Annotated in this window: 13 protein-coding genes; all 13 read right to left on the bottom strand. The window is 67.0% G+C overall.

Going from position 1 to position 18,597, the window contains the following annotated elements; all coding sequences use genetic code 11:
• Positions 1-12: 12 nt before the first annotated feature.
• Entirely contained in the window at positions 13-489 is a 477-nt protein-coding gene (gene greA / locus AC3FOF_RS05300) for a transcription elongation factor GreA (protein WP_276265882.1), read from the bottom strand.
• 201 nt (positions 490-690) lie between these two features.
• Positions 691-3,939, bottom strand: coding sequence for a carbamoyl-phosphate synthase large subunit (gene carB, locus AC3FOF_RS05295; RefSeq protein WP_488726012.1), 3,249 nt, complete (start codon positions 3,937-3,939; stop codon positions 691-693).
• 65 nt (positions 3,940-4,004) lie between these two features.
• Positions 4,005-4,685 carry a leucine efflux protein LeuE gene (gene leuE, locus AC3FOF_RS05290; RefSeq protein WP_017230230.1) on the bottom strand — a complete coding sequence of 227 codons (681 nt, stop codon included), beginning with the start codon at positions 4,683-4,685 and terminating at the stop codon, positions 4,005-4,007.
• Between the two features lie 62 nt (positions 4,686-4,747).
• A complete protein-coding gene (gene carA, locus AC3FOF_RS05285; RefSeq protein ID WP_017230229.1) occupies positions 4,748-5,884 on the bottom strand; it encodes a glutamine-hydrolyzing carbamoyl-phosphate synthase small subunit in 1,137 nt (378 codons plus the stop codon).
• 451 nt (positions 5,885-6,335) lie between these two features.
• A complete protein-coding gene (locus AC3FOF_RS05280) occupies positions 6,336-6,746 on the bottom strand; it encodes a RidA family protein (protein WP_017230228.1) in 411 nt (136 codons plus the stop codon).
• A 60-nt stretch (positions 6,747-6,806) separates the two neighbouring features.
• The gene (locus tag AC3FOF_RS05275; RefSeq protein WP_488726011.1) at positions 6,807-7,262 is read right to left on the bottom strand and encodes an acyl-CoA thioesterase; all 456 of its coding nucleotides are present in this window, start codon (positions 7,260-7,262) and stop codon (positions 6,807-6,809) included.
• Positions 7,259-8,935: an AMP-binding protein gene (locus AC3FOF_RS05270; protein ID WP_488726010.1), complete on the bottom strand. Its 1,677-nt coding sequence runs from the start codon at positions 8,933-8,935 to the stop codon at positions 7,259-7,261. Before AC3FOF_RS05270 ends, AC3FOF_RS05275 begins: the two co-directional genes overlap by 4 nt.
• Before the next feature lie 73 nt (positions 8,936-9,008).
• Entirely contained in the window at positions 9,009-10,172 is a 1,164-nt protein-coding gene (locus AC3FOF_RS05265) for an acyl-CoA dehydrogenase family protein (protein ID WP_276265087.1), read from the bottom strand.
• A 27-nt stretch (positions 10,173-10,199) separates the two neighbouring features.
• The gene (locus AC3FOF_RS05260) at positions 10,200-11,051 is read right to left on the bottom strand and encodes an enoyl-CoA hydratase family protein (RefSeq protein ID WP_488726009.1); all 852 of its coding nucleotides are present in this window, start codon (positions 11,049-11,051) and stop codon (positions 10,200-10,202) included.
• Between the two features lie 46 nt (positions 11,052-11,097).
• Complete coding sequence (locus AC3FOF_RS05255; protein ID WP_488726008.1) at positions 11,098-11,892, bottom strand: SDR family NAD(P)-dependent oxidoreductase; 795 nt, start codon at positions 11,890-11,892, stop codon at positions 11,098-11,100.
• 8 nt (positions 11,893-11,900) lie between these two features.
• Entirely contained in the window at positions 11,901-14,276 is a 2,376-nt protein-coding gene (locus AC3FOF_RS05250; RefSeq protein ID WP_488726007.1) for a bifunctional salicylyl-CoA 5-hydroxylase/oxidoreductase, read from the bottom strand.
• 249 nt (positions 14,277-14,525) lie between these two features.
• Complete coding sequence (locus tag AC3FOF_RS05245; RefSeq protein WP_488726006.1) at positions 14,526-16,523, bottom strand: propionate--CoA ligase; 1,998 nt, start codon at positions 16,521-16,523, stop codon at positions 14,526-14,528.
• A gap of 199 nt (positions 16,524-16,722) precedes the next feature.
• Positions 16,723-18,417: a transglycosylase SLT domain-containing protein gene (locus tag AC3FOF_RS05240; protein WP_488726005.1), complete on the bottom strand. Its 1,695-nt coding sequence runs from the start codon at positions 18,415-18,417 to the stop codon at positions 16,723-16,725.
• Between the last annotated feature and the right edge of the window lie 180 nt (positions 18,418-18,597).

Below are 18,597 nucleotides of genomic sequence, written 5' to 3'. Positions count from 1 at the left end.
GCCTCGTTTGGTTTAGATGTAGCGGACCGTGATGACTTCGTACTCGCGCTCGCCGCCAGGGGCCAGCACGGTCGCCACGTCGCCTTCGAACTTGCCGATCAGCGCGCGCGCGATCGGCGAGCTGACCGAAATCTTGCCGCTGTCGAGGTCCGCCTCGTCGTCGCCGACGATCTGGTAGCTCACCGGCCGGCCCGACTCCAGGTCTTCCAGGTCGACGGTGGCGCCAAACACGATCCGGCCATCGGTATCGAGCTGGGTCGGGTCGATGATCTGCGCGGCGCCCAGCTTGGACTCCACTTCCAGGATGCGGCCTTCGATAAAGGCCTGCTTTTCCTTGGCGGCATCGTACTCGGCGTTCTCGGACAGGTCGCCCTGCGCGCGCGCTTCGGAGATGGCGTTGATCACAGCGGGACGTTCGACGGCCTTCAGGCGCTGCAGTTCCTCTTTCAGCAGCTCAGCGCCGCGCTTGGTAATCGGAATCGTGCTCATGTCTTCGTTCTGCAAAAAAATGAGCCGCAGCGGAGCTGGAACCATGCTCCGGCACACTGCCCGGGGCACTTCCGCTCAACCGCGGCCTTTCAGGTTGTCAGGTTGGATCGACGATCAAATTGACCGTTTAATCGTCGAAATTGCTGTTAGTTTAGGCCAAGTCGGCTGCCCGCAGCAACTGCGGGCAGCCCAGGGTGGCTGTCAGGCCAGCGAGGCGTGCAGGCCTTGCAGGTCGTAGACCTCCAGGCTCTGCATGTGCTTGAGGCCCTCCACCGCGGCGCGCGCGCCGGCGATGGTGGTGTAGTAAGGCACCCGGCTGGCCAGCGCCGAGATACGGATCGAGCGCGAGTCGGCGATGGCGGTGCGGGTTTCGTCCACGGTGGTGAACACCAGCGCCAGTTCGCCGTTCTTGAGCATGTCGACGATATGCGGGCGGCCGTCCTTCACCTTGTTGACCACGCGCACCGGGATGCCGGCGGCTTCGATCGCCGAGGCGGTGCCGCGCGTGGCGACGAGCGGGTAGCCCATGTCATGCAGCATGCGCGCCACGCCCACGGCGTGCGGCTTGTCGCTGTCCTTCACGGTCAGCAGCACGGTGCCCTTCTCCGGCAGGCGCGAGCCCGCGGCCAGCTGGCTCTTGAAGAGCGCTTCGCCGAAGGTCTTGCCCACGCCCATCACCTCGCCGGTGGAGCGCATCTCGGGTCCGAGCACCGGGTCGACGCCGGGGAACTTGTTGAAGGGGAACACCGCTTCCTTGACGCTGAAGTACGGCGGCACCACTTCATCGAACACGCCTTGCGAGTCCAGCGACTGGCCGGCCATGCAGCGCGCCGCGATCTTGGCCAGCGACAGGCCGGTGGCCTTGGACACGTACGGCACGGTACGCGAGGCGCGCGGGTTCACTTCCAGCACGTAGACGATATCCTCGCCACCTACCTGCTGGATGGCGAACTGCACGTTCATCAGGCCGACCACGTTCAAGGCCTTGGCCATGGCGGCGGTCTGGCGCTTGAGTTCATCCACGGTGGCTTGCGCCAGCGAGTACGGCGGCAGCGAGCAGGCGGAGTCTCCCGAGTGCACGCCAGCCTGTTCGATGTGCTCCATCACACCGCCGATAAACACGCGCTGGCCGTCGCACAGGGCGTCGACGTCGCACTCGATGGCGTCGTTCAGGAAGCGGTCCAGCAGCACCGGGGAGTCGTGCGACACCTTGACGGCCTCGCGCATGTAGCGCTCGAGGTCGCGCGGCTCGTGCACGATTTCCATCGCGCGGCCACCCAGCACGTACGACGGACGCACCACCAGCGGGTAGCCGATCTCGGTGGCCAGGCGCAGCGCTTCGTCCTCGGCACGGGCGGTGCGGTTGGGCGGCTGGCGCAGGCCCAGCTCATGCAGCAGCTTCTGGAAACGCTCGCGGTCTTCGGCCGCGTCGATCATGTCAGGGCTGGTGCCGATGATGGGCACGCCGTTGGCTTCCAGGTCCAGCGCCAGCTTCAGCGGGGTCTGGCCGCCGTATTGCACGATCACGCCGACCGGCTTTTCGCGGTCGACGATTTCCAGCACGTCTTCCAGCGTCAGCGGCTCGAAGTAGAGGCGGTCCGAAGTGTCGTAGTCGGTCGATACGGTTTCCGGGTTGCAGTTGACCATGATGGTCTCGTACCCGTCTTCGCGCAGCGCCAGCGCGGCGTGCACGCAGCAGTAATCGAACTCGATGCCCTGGCCGATCCGGTTCGGGCCGCCGCCCAGCACCATGATCTTGCGATTGGTGGTGGGATCGGCTTCGCACTCGCCATGTTCGGCTTCATACGTGCCATACATGTAGGCGGTGTTGGTGGCGAACTCGGCAGCGCAGGTGTCCACGCGCTTGTACACCGGACGCACGCCGGCGGCATGGCGCGCGGCGCGCACGGCCTTGGGCTCGGCACCCATCAGCTTGGCCAGGCGGCGGTCGGAGAAACCCTTCTGCTTCAGGTGGCGCAGCTCGGCGGCCGACAGGCTGTCCAGCTTGCGCGCCTTGACCAGGTTCTCGGTCTTGACGATGTCTTCGATCTGGGCCAGGAACCACGGGTCGATCGCGGTCTCGGCGTGCACTTCTTCCAGCGACATGCCGATACGGAAGGCGTCGCCCACGTACCAGATGCGGTCCGGGCCGGCTTCGCCGATTTCCTCGACGATCTCGTCGCGGTCGGAGGACTTGTCGTCCAGGCCGTCCACGCCGACTTCCAGGCCGCGCAGCGCCTTCTGGAAGGATTCCTGGAAGGTGCGGCCCATGGCCATCACTTCACCCACCGATTTCATCTGGGTGGTCAGGTGGCTGTCGGCCTGCGGGAATTTCTCGAAGGCGAAACGCGGCACCTTGGTCACCACGTAGTCGATCGACGGCTCGAACGAGGCCGGGGTCTGGCCGCCGGTGATCTCGTTCCTCAGTTCATCCAGCGTATAGCCCACCGCCAGCTTGGCGGCGACCTTGGCAATCGGGAAGCCGGTGGCCTTGGAGGCCAGCGCCGACGAACGCGACACGCGCGGGTTCATCTCGATCACGATCATGCGGCCATCGGCCGGATTGATCGAGAACTGCACATTGGAGCCGCCGGTATCGACGCCGATCTCGCGCAGCACCGCCAGCGAGGCGTTGCGCAGGATCTGGTATTCCTTGTCGGTCAGGGTCTGGGCGGGCGCAACCGTGATGGAGTCGCCGGTATGGATGCCCATCGGGTCCAGGTTCTCGATCGAGCAGATGATGATGCAGTTGTCCTTCTTGTCGCGGACCACTTCCATCTCATACTCTTTCCAGCCCAGCAGCGATTCTTCGATCAGCAGCTCGCGGGTCGGCGAGAGATCCAGGCCGCGCTTGCAGATTTCCTCGAATTCTTCGCGGTTGTAGGCAATGCCGCCGCCGGAGCCGCCCAGCGTAAAGGACGGGCGGATCACGATAGGGTAGCCGCCGGTATGGGTTTCCTTGGCGATCTGCGACTGCACGGCCAGCGCTTCTTCCATCGAGTGGGCGATGCCGGACTTGGCCGAGCCCAGGCCGATCCTGGTCATCGCCTCCTTGAACTTCTGGCGGTCCTCGGCCTTGTCGATGGCTTCCGGCGACGCGCCGATCAGCTCGACCTTGTACTTGTCCAGTACGCCATGGCGATGCAGGTCCAGCGCGCAGTTCAGCGCAGTCTGGCCGCCCATGGTCGGCAGGATGGCGTCGGGACGCTCTTTCTCGATGATGCGCTCGACCACTTCCCAGGTAATCGGCTCGATGTAGGTCACATCGGCCGTGTTGGGATCGGTCATGATCGTGGCCGGATTGGAATTGACCAGGATGACCTTGAAGCCTTCCTCGCGCAGGGCCTTGCAGGCCTGGGCGCCGGAATAGTCGAACTCGCACGCCTGCCCGATGATGATGGGGCCGGCGCCGATGATCAGGATGCTCTTTATGTCTGTGCGCTTTGGCATTGCACGCTCTCATTATTGGCCGGCCCGCACACTCGCGCGGGCCGCACCGGATATCAGGATTCGATTCAGTTCAGGGTGGCCGTCGCCAGCTTGGCGCCGAAGCCGATGAACATGGCGCCCACCCCGCTCGCCATGCCCGCCGACAGGCGTCGTCGACGGCGAAACGCCTCGGCCAGCCTTGCGCCCACGAAGATGATCGTGGTCAGGTAGGCGAAGCTGCACAGCTGGCACACCAGCCCCAGCGCGACGAACGACAGCGCAGGATAGCCGAACTGCGGATCGACGAACTGGATGAAGAAGGAGATGAAGAACAGGATGGCCTTGGGGTTGAGCAGGCTCACCACCAGCGCCTTGCGCAACGGGTTGGTGGCGCGATCCACAGGTGCCTCGGCCGGTGCGGCACCTCCCGCCTCGCCGCCGCGGCGGGACCAGCCGCGCACGGCGCCGCGCAGCATCTGGAAGCCGATCCAGCCCAGATAGGCGGCACCGATGTATTTCACCACGTAGAACAAGGCCGGGCTGGCCTTCAGCAGCGAAGCCACCCCCGCCGCCGACAGCACCATCAGGATGGCGTCCCCCAGGAACACCCCGCAGGCGCCCTTGTAGCCCTCGCGCACGCCGCGCTGCGCTGCAACGGACAGCACATACATCGAATTCGGCCCCGGCAGCAGCACGATAAAGATCGTGCCGAGCACAAAGGTCCAGAAATCGGTAATGCCCAGCGCGGTATGCATGAAGGCGTTCATGGGATCGTCCTGCGGTCTGCTGTGTCTACCAAGCTTCTCGTCTCGTCTTCTTCGCTGCCCGCTTACCGGCGTGCGTCCGCCATCATCTTGGTGAAGCGGTCGAACAGGTAAGCCACATCGTTCGGGCCCGGCGAGGCTTCCGGGTGGCCCTGGAAGCAGAAGGCGGGCTTGTCGGTCAGCGCAAAGCCCTGCAGCGAGCCGTCGAACAGCGACACGTGGGTGGTGCGCACGTTGGCAGGCAGGGTGTCGGCGTCCACCGCGAAACCGTGGTTTTGCGAGGTGATCACCACACGGCCGTCGTCGACGTCCTTCACCGGATGGTTCGCGCCATGGTGGCCGAAACTCATCTTCAAGGTCTTGGCACCAACAGCCAGCGCCATGATCTGGTGACCCAGGCAGATGCCGAAGGTGGGGATGCCACGCGCGATGAACTCACGGGTGGCACGGATCGCGTAGTCGCAGGGCTCGGGGTCGCCAGGGCCGTTCGACAGGAAAATACCGTCCGGGTTCAGCGCCAGCGCGTCCTCCGCGCTTGCCTGCGCCGGCAGCACGGTCACCTTGCAGCCGCGTTCGGCCAGCATGCGCAGGATGTTGAACTTGACGCCGTAGTCATAGGCCACCACGTGGAAACGCGGCGATTCCAGCTTGCCATAGCCGCGGCCCAGCGCCCATTCGGTCTGGTTCCATTCGTACGGCTCCTTGACCGACACCACCTTGGCCAGGTCCATGCCGGCCAGGCCGGGGAAGGAGCGCGCCAGGTCGATGGCCTTCTGCACATTGTCCTCGCCAGCCAGGATGCAGCCGTTCTGCGCACCCTTCTCGCGCAGGATACGGGTCAGCTTGCGGGTATCGATGCCGGCGATCGCCACCACCTTTTCCTGCTTGAGGTAATGGCCGAGGGAATGTTCCTTGCGGAAGTTGGAGGCCAGAAGCGGCAGATCCTTGATGATCAGGCCGGCGGCATGGACTTTCGTGGCTTCGACATCCTCAGCATTGACCCCGACATTGCCGATATGCGGATACGTCAGCGTGACGATCTGCCGGGAATAGCTGGGGTCGGTGAGGATTTCCTGGTAACCGGTAAGGGCGGTGTTGAACACCACTTCGCCGATGGTATGGCCGGAAGCGCCAATGGAATAGCCACGAAAGACCGTGCCGTCTGCAAGCGCGAGAATGGCGGACGGAAAAGACGGTAACACGGGTAGGCTCCTGCTGGATTCACCCCGTGACCGACCTGCTCAACGCCTCGTGCCCCGTTGTCCGGCGGGGGCGACAGGCCGCGCGATGGACGCGGCGCTTGTCGCCTGGGCCGTTCACCCGGTGCTCGATACGCCACCTGAAACAAGGCGGCGGAGCAAAGGCGAAATGGGGGCGGCGGAAGGTGGAATTCGGTAGGCGCTAGGGTGAGGGGTTCTGAAAGCGAAACTTTTGGATTATACCTCGCGCCACCCATTTTCTCAAGTTATCAAGGACTTGCGGACGCCGTGCGGCTTGTCGCACACGCCGCGCTCCCGACCGGCGTACCGCCGGCGCCGGCCTGCACGGCTGGCGGCCGACCCAGCGCAAAGGCCGTCCAACCCGCGCCCAAGTCCCGCCAACCCGCACCGGTCCGCGCCGGGCCGGCAATGGCCCGGCGACGGCATGCCGTCCTCACCTGGCAGCGGGCACCACGGCCGTTACCTCGATCTCCACCTTGGCGCGCGCTTCCACCAGGTCGGCGACTTCCACCGCCGTCATGGCCGGAAAATGACGCCCGATGGTTTCACGGTAGTGCTCGCCGATGGCGCGGTAGGCGCCCACGTATTCCGCCTTGTCCTTCACATACCAGGTCATACGCACGATGTGCTCGGGACGCGCATCGCCCGCGGCCAGCACCGCCACCACATTGCGCAGCGCTTGCCCGACCTGCTCGGCCAAGTCGTCGGTTTCGAACTCGCACTGGCCGTTCCAGCCGATCTGGCCGCCGACGAACAGCAGGCGGCTGCCCACCTGCATTTCGGTCATGGTGCCATTGGCGTAGCCGCGGGGCTTGGCCCAGTCAGGTGGTTGCAAAATCTTCATGATCGGTTTTTCCAAGGTAAGTGATTGAAATCGTGTTGGTGGGCTGATGCCGGGCATGCCCTATAAGGCGCTCGCTTGCGTCGCCATGGCCTCCCCCTCGGGCACCAGGAAACGCGCCATGGCCGCGCGGACTTCCGCCGGCAAGGCGCGCGGCATCATGGGCCCGGTATCGACGCACACCAGCCGCTGCGTGATCTCCACGCGGAGATCGGCGGCGGGCCCGACAAAACGCACCTGCAATGCAAAGCTGCTGCGCCCCATCTGCGTCACGCGCAGTTCGCGCGTCAGTGCTTCGCCCAGCCGGCTGGGCGCCACGAAGCGGCACGAGAGCGAAGCGGTGGGCACGCCGGCCTGCCCCGCGCCATGCATATCGGCGAAGGACCACTCCAGCGCCTCGCGGAACCAGTCCTCGACCAGGTCGTTGAGCATCTCGAAGTAGCGCGGGAAGAACACGATGCCGGCGGCGTCGCAGTCCTTGAAGCGCACCAGCACGGTGTTGCCGAAGATCTCGCTCACGGCTGCCTCGCTGCCCCGCCCGCGCCGCCCTGCTCGGCCATCTGCCGCAGGCGGAAGCGCTGCAGCTTGCCGGTCTCGGTGCGCGGCAGGGCGTCGACGAACAGCACGCGGCGCGGATATTTGTAGGGCGCGATCTCGGCTTTCACGAAAGCCTGCAGCGCCGCGCAGGTTTCCTCGCTGGCCGGCACACCCGGGCGCAGCACGACATAGGCAGCGACCACCTGGCCGCGTTCCGGATCGGGCATGCCGACCACGCCGCACTCGGCCACGGCCTCGTGCCGCATCAGCGTGCTCTCCACTTCCGGGCCGGCAATGTTGTAGCCGGCGGAGATGATCATGTCGTCCGAGCGCGCCTGGTAGAAGTAATAGCCATCCGCGTCGGCCATGAAGGTATCGCCCGGCAGGTTCCAGCCGTCCTTCACGTAAGCCGTCTGGCGCGGGTCGTCCAGGTAGCGGCAGCCGGTGGGGCCGCGCACCGCCAGCTTGCCGACTGTGCCATGCGGCAGCGGCCGCATCTGCTCGTCGACGATCTGCGCGATATAGCCGGGCACCACCTTGCCGATCGCCCCCGGGCGCACCTCGCCGCCGGCGCTCGAGATGAAGATATGCATCATCTCGGTGCCGCCGATGCCGTCCGTCATCTCGATGCCGGTGGCCGCCTTCCAGCCCTGCCGCGTGGCGTCCGGCAGCGCCTCGCCGGCCGATACGCTCTTCTTCAGGCTGGAGATATCGTAAGCCGGGGCCAACGCGGCCATCTGCCGGTAGAAGGTCGGCGCGGTGAAGACGATGGTGGCGCGCCAGGACTGGATCAGCGCCAGCAGGCTCTCCGGCGTCAGCCGCTCGGCCAGCACCGTGGAGGCGCCCACCCGCAGCGGGAAACACAGGATGCCGCCCAGCCCGAAGGTGAATGCCAGCGGGGGCGTGCCGCAAAAGATATCGTCGGGACCCGGCCTGAGCACATGGCGGGGAAAAAGATCGCACATGGCGATCACATCGCGGTGGAAATGCACCGTGCCCTTGGGCTGGCCGGTGGTGCCGCTGGTGAAGGCAATCAGGCAGATGTCGTCGGCGGCGGTATCGCACGCGTCGAACACCTCGGGCTTGCCGGCCATGGCGGCCTCCACCGAGTCGGCGCCGGCGCCATTGAAGTAAAGCACTTCCGTCAGGCTCGGGCAGTGGTACCCGCCGCCGGCGTCCAGGTTGGCCTCGAGCTCTTCGCGCAGCCGTTCGTCGCACAGCGCCGCGCTGACCTCCGCGCGATCGATCACCTGCTTGAGTTCCTTGGCGCGCAGCAGCGGCATGGTCGGCACGGCGATCAGCCCCGCCTTGACCACCGCCAGCCAGCAGGCCGCCATCATCAGGTTGTTGGGGCCGCGCAGCAGGACGCGATTGCCCGGCACCAACCGCATGTCGCCGGTCAGCACATGGGCAATGCGGTTGGACAGCGCCGCCAGCGCGGCATAGCTGACGGCGTGCCGCGTGCCGTCATCCTGCTCGTAGCGGATCGCCACGCGGTCGCCGCGTCCCTCGCGCACATGGCGCTCGACCAGCTCCAGCGCGCAATTCATGCGCTCCGGGTATTGCGTGTCCTCGTTGAACAGGAACGCCGGCCATTGCTGCGGGGGCGGCAGGCGGTCGCGTGCAAAGGTATCGATGTGGGCTGTGCTCGCCATGGTTGTCTCCGTTTCCTTCATTCTGTTGATGCTGGCACGGGTGGTCGGGGCTGGCGGGGGGCCGCCGGTCTTGCTAGCCGCGGTGCTGCGCCAGCGTCTCGCGGGCGATGATCAGCTTCTGCACTTCGGTGGCGCCCTCGTAGATGCGCAGCGAACGGATCTCGCGGTACAGGCTTTCCACGCGCGTCCCGACCTTGACGCCGAGGCCGCCGAACATCTGCACGGCGCGGTCGATCACCTGCTGCGCGTTCTCGGTGGCGACCATCTTGGCCATGGCCGCCTCGCGCGTGGTGCGCGCGCCGGCCACATCGCGCAGCCAGGCGGCGCGGTAGGTCAGCAGCGCGGCCGAGTCGATGGCGGTGGCCATGTCGCCGATGGCGGCCTGCGTCAGTTGCAGGTCGGCCAGCACGCCGCCGAACATCGGCCGCGCGGTAGCGCGTGCCAGCGCCTCATCCAGCGCGGCGCGGCCAAACCCCAGCGAGGCGGCGGCCACCGAGGCACGGAAGATATCCAGCGTCATCATGGCCACCTTGAAGCCCTGCCCTGCCTCGCCCAGCCGCGCGGCGGCGGGTACGCGGCAGTTGTCGAAGCGCAGCGTGGCCAGCGGGTGCGGCGCCATCACGTCGATCCGTTCGGCGATGCTCAGGCCCGGCGTATCGGCATCCACCACGAAGGCGGAGATGCCGCGCGCGCCCGGCGCCTCGCCGGTGCGGGCGAACACGCAATAGAAATCGGCGATGCCGCCGTTGGAGATCCAGGTCTTGACGCCGTCCAGCACGTAGTGCTCGCCGTCCGGCACCGCGCGGCACTGCATGGCGGCCACGTCGGAGCCGGCATCGGGCTCGGACAAGGCGAATGCCGCGATGGCCTCGCCGCGCGCCACGCGCGGCAGGTAGCGTTCGCGCATGGCGTCGCTGCCGGCCAGCGTGATGGCGCCGCTGCCCAGGCCCTGCATGGCGAAGGCGAAATCCGCCAGGCCATCGTGGCGGGCCAGCGTCTCGCGCAGCAGGCACAGCGAGCGCGAGTCCAGCGTATCGAGCGCACCGCCGTAGGCCGCGGGCACGCAATAGCGCAGCCATCCCGCCGCGCCCAACTGGCGCACCAGCGCGCGGCAGGCCGCATCGGTATCGCTGTGGTCGACCGCGAGCGAGGCCGTGGCCCAGGCGTCGAGCCGTTGCTCCAGTTCGCGGTGCGCGTCGTCGAAGAACGGCAGGGCGAGATAACTTTTGTCGGACATGGCGTGCGTTTCCTCTGCGTAGATCGTTCAGTCGCCTTCGAACACGGGCCGGGTCTTGGCCACGAATGCCTCGTAGGCGCGGCGGAAGTCCTTGGTCTGCATGCAGATGGCCTGCGCCTCGGCTTCTGCCTCGATGGCTTCGTCCAGGCCCATATTCCATTCCTGATGCAGCAGTTTCTTGGTCACGCCGTGGGCAAAGGTGGGACCGGCGGCGATCTGCGCCGCCAGCGCCTGGGCCTCGGCCAGCAGCGCATCCGGCGCGTGCAGCGCGTTGAAGAAACCCCACTGCATGCCCTCTTGCGCACTCATCGCGCGGCCGGTGTAGAGCAACTCGCTCGCACGGCCCTGCCCGATCACGCGCGGCAACAGCGAGCAGGCGCCCATGTCGGCGCCAGCCAGGCCAACCCGCACGAACAGGAAGGCGGTCTTTGCCTGTGCGGTGCCCAGGCGCATATCGGAGGCCAGCGCCATCATCGCGCCGGCGCCAGCGCAGATGCCGTCGATGGCGCTGATCACCGGCTGCGGGCAGGCCCGCATGGCCTTGATCAGGTCGCCGGTCATGCGCGTGAAGTCAAGCAGCTCCGGCATGGTCATGCGCGTGAGCGGCCCGATGATCTCGTGCACGTCGCCGCCCGAACAGAAGTTGCCGCCGGCGCCGGTGATCACCACCGTCTTGATGTCGGTGGCATAGCACAGGCCGCGGAACAGGTCGCGCAGTTCGGCGTAGGAATCGAAGGTGAGCGGGTTCTTGCGCTCGGGGCGGTTCAGCGTCGCGGTGCCGACCTTGCCGTCGGCCGACACCGACCACAGGAAGTGCTTCGGCTGGTAACCGGCGAAGCTGCGCTTGTGGTGGCGCATGTCCAGTGCTATTTCGCTCATCTCGTTTCTCGCTTGCGTGTTCTGGTTTGCTTGGATTCGCTCGGGATCAACCTGCCATGACCTCGCCGCCGGCCACCGGGATCGACTGCCCGGTAATGGCGCCAGCCGATGGCTGGCACAGCCACGCCACGGCGTCCGCGACTTCGTCGGGCTGCACCAGCCGCCCTTGCGGATTGCCCTTGGCCAGCTCCGCGCGTGCCTGCGCCTCGCTGCGGCCGGTCTTGCGCACGATATTGGCCACGGCGTCGCGCACGATATCGGTCTCCGTATAGCCCGGGCACACCGCGTTGACGGTGACGCCGCTGCTCGCGGTTTCCAGCGCCAGTGCGCGGGTCAGGCCGATCACGCCGTGCTTGGCCGCGCAATAGGCACTGACGTAGCCATAGCCTGCAAGCCCTGCCGTGCTGGCCACATTGACGATACGCCCCCAGCCATTTGCCAGCATGTGAGGCAGGGCCGCTTGCGTGCAGAGGAAAGTGCCGGTCAGGTTGACCTCGAGCATGGCTTGCCACAGCGCGAGATCGGTCTTGGCGAAGGGCGCGCTGCGGGCCTGACCCGCATTGTTGATCAGCATGTCGATGGGGCCGGCCCGGCCGGCGGCCTCGGCAAAAGCTGCCGCCACGCTGCCGGGCTGCGAGATATCCGCGGTGACGGTGCCTAGCACCGCGGGCGCGACCACCGCCTCGGCCAGCGCATCGGCGGTAGCCGCCAGCGTGGCCGCGTCACGCCCCAGCAGGGTGACGCTTGCGCCATCCGCGAGCAGGCGGCGCGCAATGGCGGCGCCGATGCCGCGCCCGCCGCCGGTGACCAGCGCGTGCCGGCCTTGCAGGGAGAGTTGCATGCCCATGCTCAGTGCGCCTCCGCGGCTTGCGCCTGCTGCTGCGCCGCGCGCGCCAGGTTGGTCTCGAGCTGGCGCTTGCCGGCGTGGTATTGCTTGGGCCAGGCCAGGTCGCGATACCCCAGCCGCGCTGCCTCGTGGATGGTCCAGGCCGGATCCGCCAGATGCGGCCTGGCGATCGCGCACAGGTCGGCGCGGCCGGCGGCGATGATGCTGTCGACGTGGTCGGCCTCGAAGATCGCGCCCACGGCGATGGTGGCGATGCCGGCCTCGTTGCGGATGCGGTCGGCGAACGGCGTCTGGTACATGCGCCCGTACACCGGCGCCTGGTCCGGGCTCACCTGCCCGGAAGAGCAGTCGATCATGTCCGCGCCGGCCGCCTTGAAGGCGCGCGCGATCTCGATCGCGTCGTCCGGCGTGATGCCGCCCTCGACCCAGTCGTGTGCCGAAATCCGCACGGACATCGGGCGCTCCGGCGGCCAGGCCGCGCGCACCGCCGCAAAGACTTCGAGCGGGTAGCGCAAACGCGCTGCCAGCGAGCCGCCGTATTCATCGCTGCGCTGGTTGGTCAGCGGCGAGATAAAGCTGGAGAGCAGGTAGCCGTGCGCGCAGTGCAGTTCGAGCCAGTCGAAGCCCGCCTCTGCGGCGCGCCGCGCGGCTGCCACGAAATCGTCGCGCACCGCGTCCATGTCGGCGCGGCCCATTTCGCGCGGCACCTGCGACACGCCTTCCATATAGGGCAGCGGCGAGGCCGACATCACCGGCCAGTTGCCGCTGGCGAGCGGATAGTCCATCTGCTCCCAGCCGAGCTGGGTCGAGCCCTTGCGCCCGGAGTGGCCGATCTGCATGGCGATGCGCGCGTCGCTGTTGGCATGCACGAAGTCCACGATGCGGCGCCAGGCGTCGCGCTGCCCGTCATTCCACAAACCCGGGCAGCCCGGCGTGATGCGCGCATCCGGCGAGGTGCATGTCATCTCCGCCACCACCATGCCGGCGCCGCCGAGCGCGCGCGCGCCAAGGTGGGCCAGGTGGAAGTCGCCCGGCACGCCGTCCTCGCAGGAGTACATGGCCATGGGCGAAACCACCACGCGGTTCTTCAGCGTCACGCCGCGTACGCGGAAGGGCGTGAACATCGGCGGCACCGCCCGTGTCTGCGCCACCTGCCCGGCGCTACCGGCGGACGCCGCGGCCTGCCCTGCCAGCCAGCGTTCGAAGCCCTCGACGTAGCCGGCATCCCGCACCCGCAGGTTCTCGTGCGAGATGCGCTGCGAGCGCGTCAGCAGGGAATAGGCGAACTGCTCCGGCGCCATGCCGGCGTAGCGTTCGACATTCTCGAACCATTCGGTGGAATTGCGCGCGGCGTTCTGGATCTTCAGCACTTCCACGCTGCGGCTGGCCTGGTAGCGCTCCAGCGCCTGGGGCAGCACATCGACGCCGCCGGTGCCGGCGTCGCGGATATTGTTGGCCAGGTCGATCGCGTCTTCCAGCGCCAGCTTGGTGCCGGAGCCGATCGAGAAATGCGCGGTGTGCGCGGCATCGCCCATCAGCACCACTGGCACGCGGCGGCCGTCGGCCAGCGTGTTCCAGCGCACCCAGGTGCCGCAGATCACGCGCGGGAAGCGGATCCAGATAGCGGAGCCGCGCAGGTGGGTGGCGTTGCTGATCAGGCCGTGGCCATCGAGGTAGCGCGCGAACAGGCGCTCGCAGTAGGCCACGCCCTCCTCCTGGCTCATCTGCTCGATGCCGGCAGCCCGCCACACCGCCTCGGGCGCCTCGACAATGAAGGTCGAGGTGTTGTCGTCAAAGCGATAGGCATGCGCCTGGAACCAGCCGTGCTCGGTCTTCTCGAAGGCGAAGGTGAACGCCTCGAACAGCTTGTGCGTGCCGAGCCAGACAAAGCGGCACTGGCGGGTATCGATGTCGGGCTGGAAGGTGTCGGCATAGCGCCCGCGCACGCGGCTGTTGATGCCGTCGGCGGCGATGACGAGATCGGCCCGGTATTGCTGCGCGAGTGCCTGGTCGTCCGTCACGTCGGTCTCGAAGACCAGGTGCACGCCGAGCTCCTCGCAACGCTCCTGCAGGATATTGAGCAGGCGCTTGCGGCCGATGCCGATGAAGCCGTGCCCGCCCGAGCGGATGGTGCGTCCGCCGATATGGATGTCGATGTCATCCCAGTGATTGAACGCCGCGTTAATCCGCTCTGCGCTGACCGGATCGGCCTGTTTGAGATTGTCCATGGTGGCGTCGGAGAACACCACGCCCCAGCCGAAGGTGTCGTAGGGACGGTTGCGTTCCACCACATAGACCTCGTTGGCCGGGTCCTGCAGCTTCATCAGCAAACCGAAATACAGGCCCGAGGGGCCGCCACCGATACACAGCACTCGCATCTTGTCGTCTCCTGCGCGCCGGTCCGGCGCCAATTGCCGTGGGATCCGGCCGGCACATGCGATGCGCGAAAGCGCATCTAGATCATGCTTAAATATTTGATACTTAAAATATTAGTCCGCATCAGGCCGGCTGGCAAGGACAATCTCTGCCGCGGCGCAATGCGCGCCTTCCCCGGCACAAGCGTCTTCGCCGCGCCCGCCGATCGGCGGTGCGGCGGCTAACTGCGGTTCAGGCGGCCGGTATGGACTTCAGCCCTGCATCGCCTCCTGCAGCTGTGCCAGCGCGGTGGGATCCTCGATGGTCGTCAGGTCGCCGGGATCCCGCCCTTCCGCCACCGCCTGCATGGCGCGGCGCAACAACTTGCCGGAGCGGGTCTTGGGCAGCGCATTGACGAAGAACACGCGCGCCGGCCGCGCCACGGCGCCCAGCTGCCGGTCGACGGTCTTCAGCACCTCGCCTTCCAGCGCGATCCGGTCGGCCTGGGTGGCGATGCGGCCGGCGTCGCGCACGATCGCGAATGCCATCGCCACCTGGCCCTTGAGCGCATCGTGCACCCCCACCACCGCCACCTCGGCCACGGCGGCATGCGACGAGATGCTCTCTTCGATCTCGCGCGTGCCGAGCCGGTGGCCCGCCACATTGATCACGTCGTCGGTACGGCCAAGTATAAAGATATATCCATCCTCGTCCTGCACGCCCCAGTCGAAGGTGGAATAGCAGCGGCGACCCGGCACGCCGGTCCAGTAGGTCTTGACGAAGCGATCGTCATCTCCCCACACCGTGCTCATGCAGCCCGGCGGCAACGGCCCGTCGATGGCGACCACGCCCTTCTGCCCCGGCGGGCACTCGGCGCCGGTGGCCTCGTCGACGATCTTCAGGTCGTAGCCATAGACCGGCACGCCCGGCGACCCCAGCTTGGCCGGCAGCGGATCGATGCCGCGCTGGATGGCGATGATCGGCCAGCCCGTTTCGGTCTGCCAGTAGTTGTCCACCACCGGCTTGCCGATGCCCTGCTGGATCCAGTCGGCGGTGGGCTCGTCGAGCGGCTCGCCGGCCAGGAACAGCAGCCGCAGGCTGGAGAGATCGTAGCGCGTCAGCCAGGCCGGGTCCTGCTTCTTCAACACGCGGATGGCGGTAGGCGCGCTGAACATGATGTTCACGCGGTACTGCTCCACCAGTTGCCAGAGGATGCCGCCGTCCGGACGAACCGGCGTGCCTTCGTACATCAGCGTGGCCATGCCGGCCAGCAGCGGCCCGTAGACGATGTAGCTATGCCCCACCACCCAGCCGATATCGGAGCTGGAGAACATGGTGTCGCCAGCCTTGCCGCAAAAGATATAGTCCATGGACGCCGCCAGCGCCACGGCATAGCCGCCGGTGTCGCGCTGCACGCCCTTGGGTTTCCCGGTCGTGCCCGAGGTGTAGAGCACATAGGATGGCTCGCTCGACTCCAGCCATACGCATGGCACACGCGCCGCGCCCACACGCTCGCGCCAGGCCGCGTAGTCTTGGTCGCGCCCCGCCGTCAGCGCCATCGGCGCCAGCTGGCGGTCGACCAGCAGCACGCGCTCGGGCTTGTGCGCGGCGAGGTTCACCGCCTCGTCGAGCAGCGGCTTGTAGGGCACCACCTTGCCGCCCCGCGAGCCGGCGTCGGCGCTGACGATCACGCGCGGCTGCGCGTCGTCGATGCGCGCCGCCAGGCTGACCGAGGCAAAACCGCCGAACACCACCGAGTGAATGGCGCCGATGCGCGCGCAGGCCAGCATGGCGAACGCGGCCTCGGGAATCATCGGCATGTAGATCAGCACGCGGTCGCCCTTGACCACGCCCAGCTGCTGCAGGATCGCCGCCATGCGGTTGACCTCGTCGTGCAGTTCGGCGTAGCTGTAGGTGCGGTGCTGGCCGGTCTCGGTCGACACATAGATCAGCGCCGGCTGATCCGCGCGCGCGGCCAGGTGGCGGTCGACGGCGTTATGGCAGAGATTGGTGCGCCCGCCCACGAACCAGCGGGTGAATGGCGCGCGGCTGTCGTCCAGCACGGTCTCGAACGGGGTCTCCCAATCGATGCGGCGAGCCTGTTCGGCCCAAAAGCCTTCGGGGTCGCTCAGCGAGCGGGCGTGCAGGGCACGGGTGGCCGTCATGGCGTGTCTCCTCCGCTTGGATGCGGCTAGTTTGCGATCTGGTTGTCGGTGATCTGTGTCGTTGCGCCCTATGGCGGCCGTGGTCCGCGGGCGGCTGTCCGCCACCGCAGCGAAATCCCGCGATGGGCATCGGCATCAGTTTGCCACCTCGGCGCGCATGGGCACAGGCAGGCCCGGCACCGGCCGGCTGTTCCCGCAAAGTCTGGGCATGCCGCCTTACGCAAGGCTTACCCGCCGCCCGCGCGCCAGCAAAAAAGGGCGTGCCACGGCACGCCCCTTGATCTGGCTCAACCTGCGCGGAGGATCAGCGCGTATGCGCCTTCTTGCCCGCAGCCTTGGCAGGGCCACCCGACGAACTTCCTGCGGACCTCCCCGCCGGCTTGGCACTGGCCTTGACAACCGGCGCCGCCTTGGCCGTCCCCTTGCCGGCGGCCATCTTGTGCGGCGCGGCCTCCACCGTGACGCGCTGGCGTGCGCCCGCGCGCCCCTTGGCGGATGCCCGCACCACTTCGGGCCGCTCCGCACGGGTCGGGACCAGGGCCGAGGCGGTGGACGGGGCCGGCGGCGCACTGGCCATCCGGGCCGCGGCCGAACCCGCCGGCACCATCAGCACCAGGCTCTGGCCCGCCACCAGCTTGGTCCCGGAGAGCTTGTTCCAGGACTGCACCTGGCCCGGCGAAACGCCGTAGCGATGCGCCACCGAAGCCACCGTATCGCGCCTGCCGGCCCGCACTACCAGGCGGCGCGCATCCGGCACATCGGGCTCCATGGCCAGCGTGGCGCTCTCCGCCAGCGTGGCGCTGATGTCCTGGTTGCGCTCCTCCGAGCGCGGCACCACCACGGTAGAGCCGGCCTTGAGCCGCATGCCCTTGGGAATGCGGTTGATCTCCCGGATGGTGTCGGCGTCGATATTCAGCCGCGCCGCGAGCGCTTCGATGCGCTCGCGGTTATCCACTGTCACCGCGGTCCAGCTCGACAGGCCGCCCCGGTACGTGTTCAGGTTGTACTGGAAGCGCTCGGCGTTGTCGAAGGGCAGCAGGATCTGCGGATTGGCCGCGCCCAGGATCACTGGCCGGTTGAAGGACGGATTGAGCGCCTTGAACTCGTCGAGCGGCAGATTGGCGAGCTTGGCCGCCAGCGACACGTCGATATCGCGGGACGTGGTCACGGTGACGAAGTACGGGTGGTCGGGAATATCCGGCAGCTTCACCCCGTACAGCTGGGGATTGGCAATGATGTTCTTGACCGCCTGCAGCTTGGGCACGTAATAACGTGTCTCGTTAGGCATGTTCAGGCTGGCGTAGTCGGTCGGCAGCCCGCGCGCCTGGTTGCGCGCGATGGCGCGCGAGACCGCGCCTTCGCCCCAGTTGTACGCCGCCAGCGCCAGCTGCCAGTCGCCGAACATGTCGTACAGCCGCTGCAGGTAGTCCAGCGCCGCGTCGGTCGAAGCCAGCACATCGCGCCGCTCGTCGCGGAACATGTTCTGCTTCAGGTTGTACGACTTGCCCGTGCTGGGAATGAACTGCCACATGCCGGCCGCCTTGGCGGTGGATTCCGCCTGCGGATTGAAGGCGCTTTCCACGAACGGCAGCAGCGCCAGCTCGGTGGGCATCTTGCGGCGCTCCAGCTCCTCGACGATGTGATAGAGGTAGCGGCTCGAGCGCCCCACCATCCGTTCCATGTATTCCGGCCGCTGCGCGTACCACTGCGTGCGATCGTCAACCAGCGTGCCTTCCAGGTCCGGCATGGCGAAACCGCGGCGAATGCGGTCCCAGATGTCGCTCGACGGCCCGCGCAGCCAGTCGAGGCTGTCGCGGTCGAGGTTGATGACACCAGCGCTGTTGATCGAATTGAGCGGATCGGGCTTGGAATACGCTGGCTTGGCGGCGGAGGCGGTCGCGGTGACGCCGTCGGTGGCGTCAGGCGGCATTGGCGTGCTGGCACACGCTGCAAGCAGCGCGGCACACGCAACTACCGCCAGTAATCGACCAATTTTCATTAAGTTCTCAAATCGTGACGCTAAAAATTTGCCTGATGCTATGAAAAACCGGCTTTCGCGTCAATGAAATTCTCCCTCCGACGGTGGGGATCCCCGGCCGGCAGGTCAGCATCAGGCACATGAAAATCGCCGCCATCGGCTAGCGGCACCGAGGTTTGCGGGTGCTGCAGCCACAGAGTC

Source organism: Cupriavidus sp. 96C5-1, from assembly GCF_057798855.1.
The sequence above is the reverse complement of the archived record's forward strand: the minus strand, read 5'-3'. Positions and strand labels throughout refer to the sequence as shown.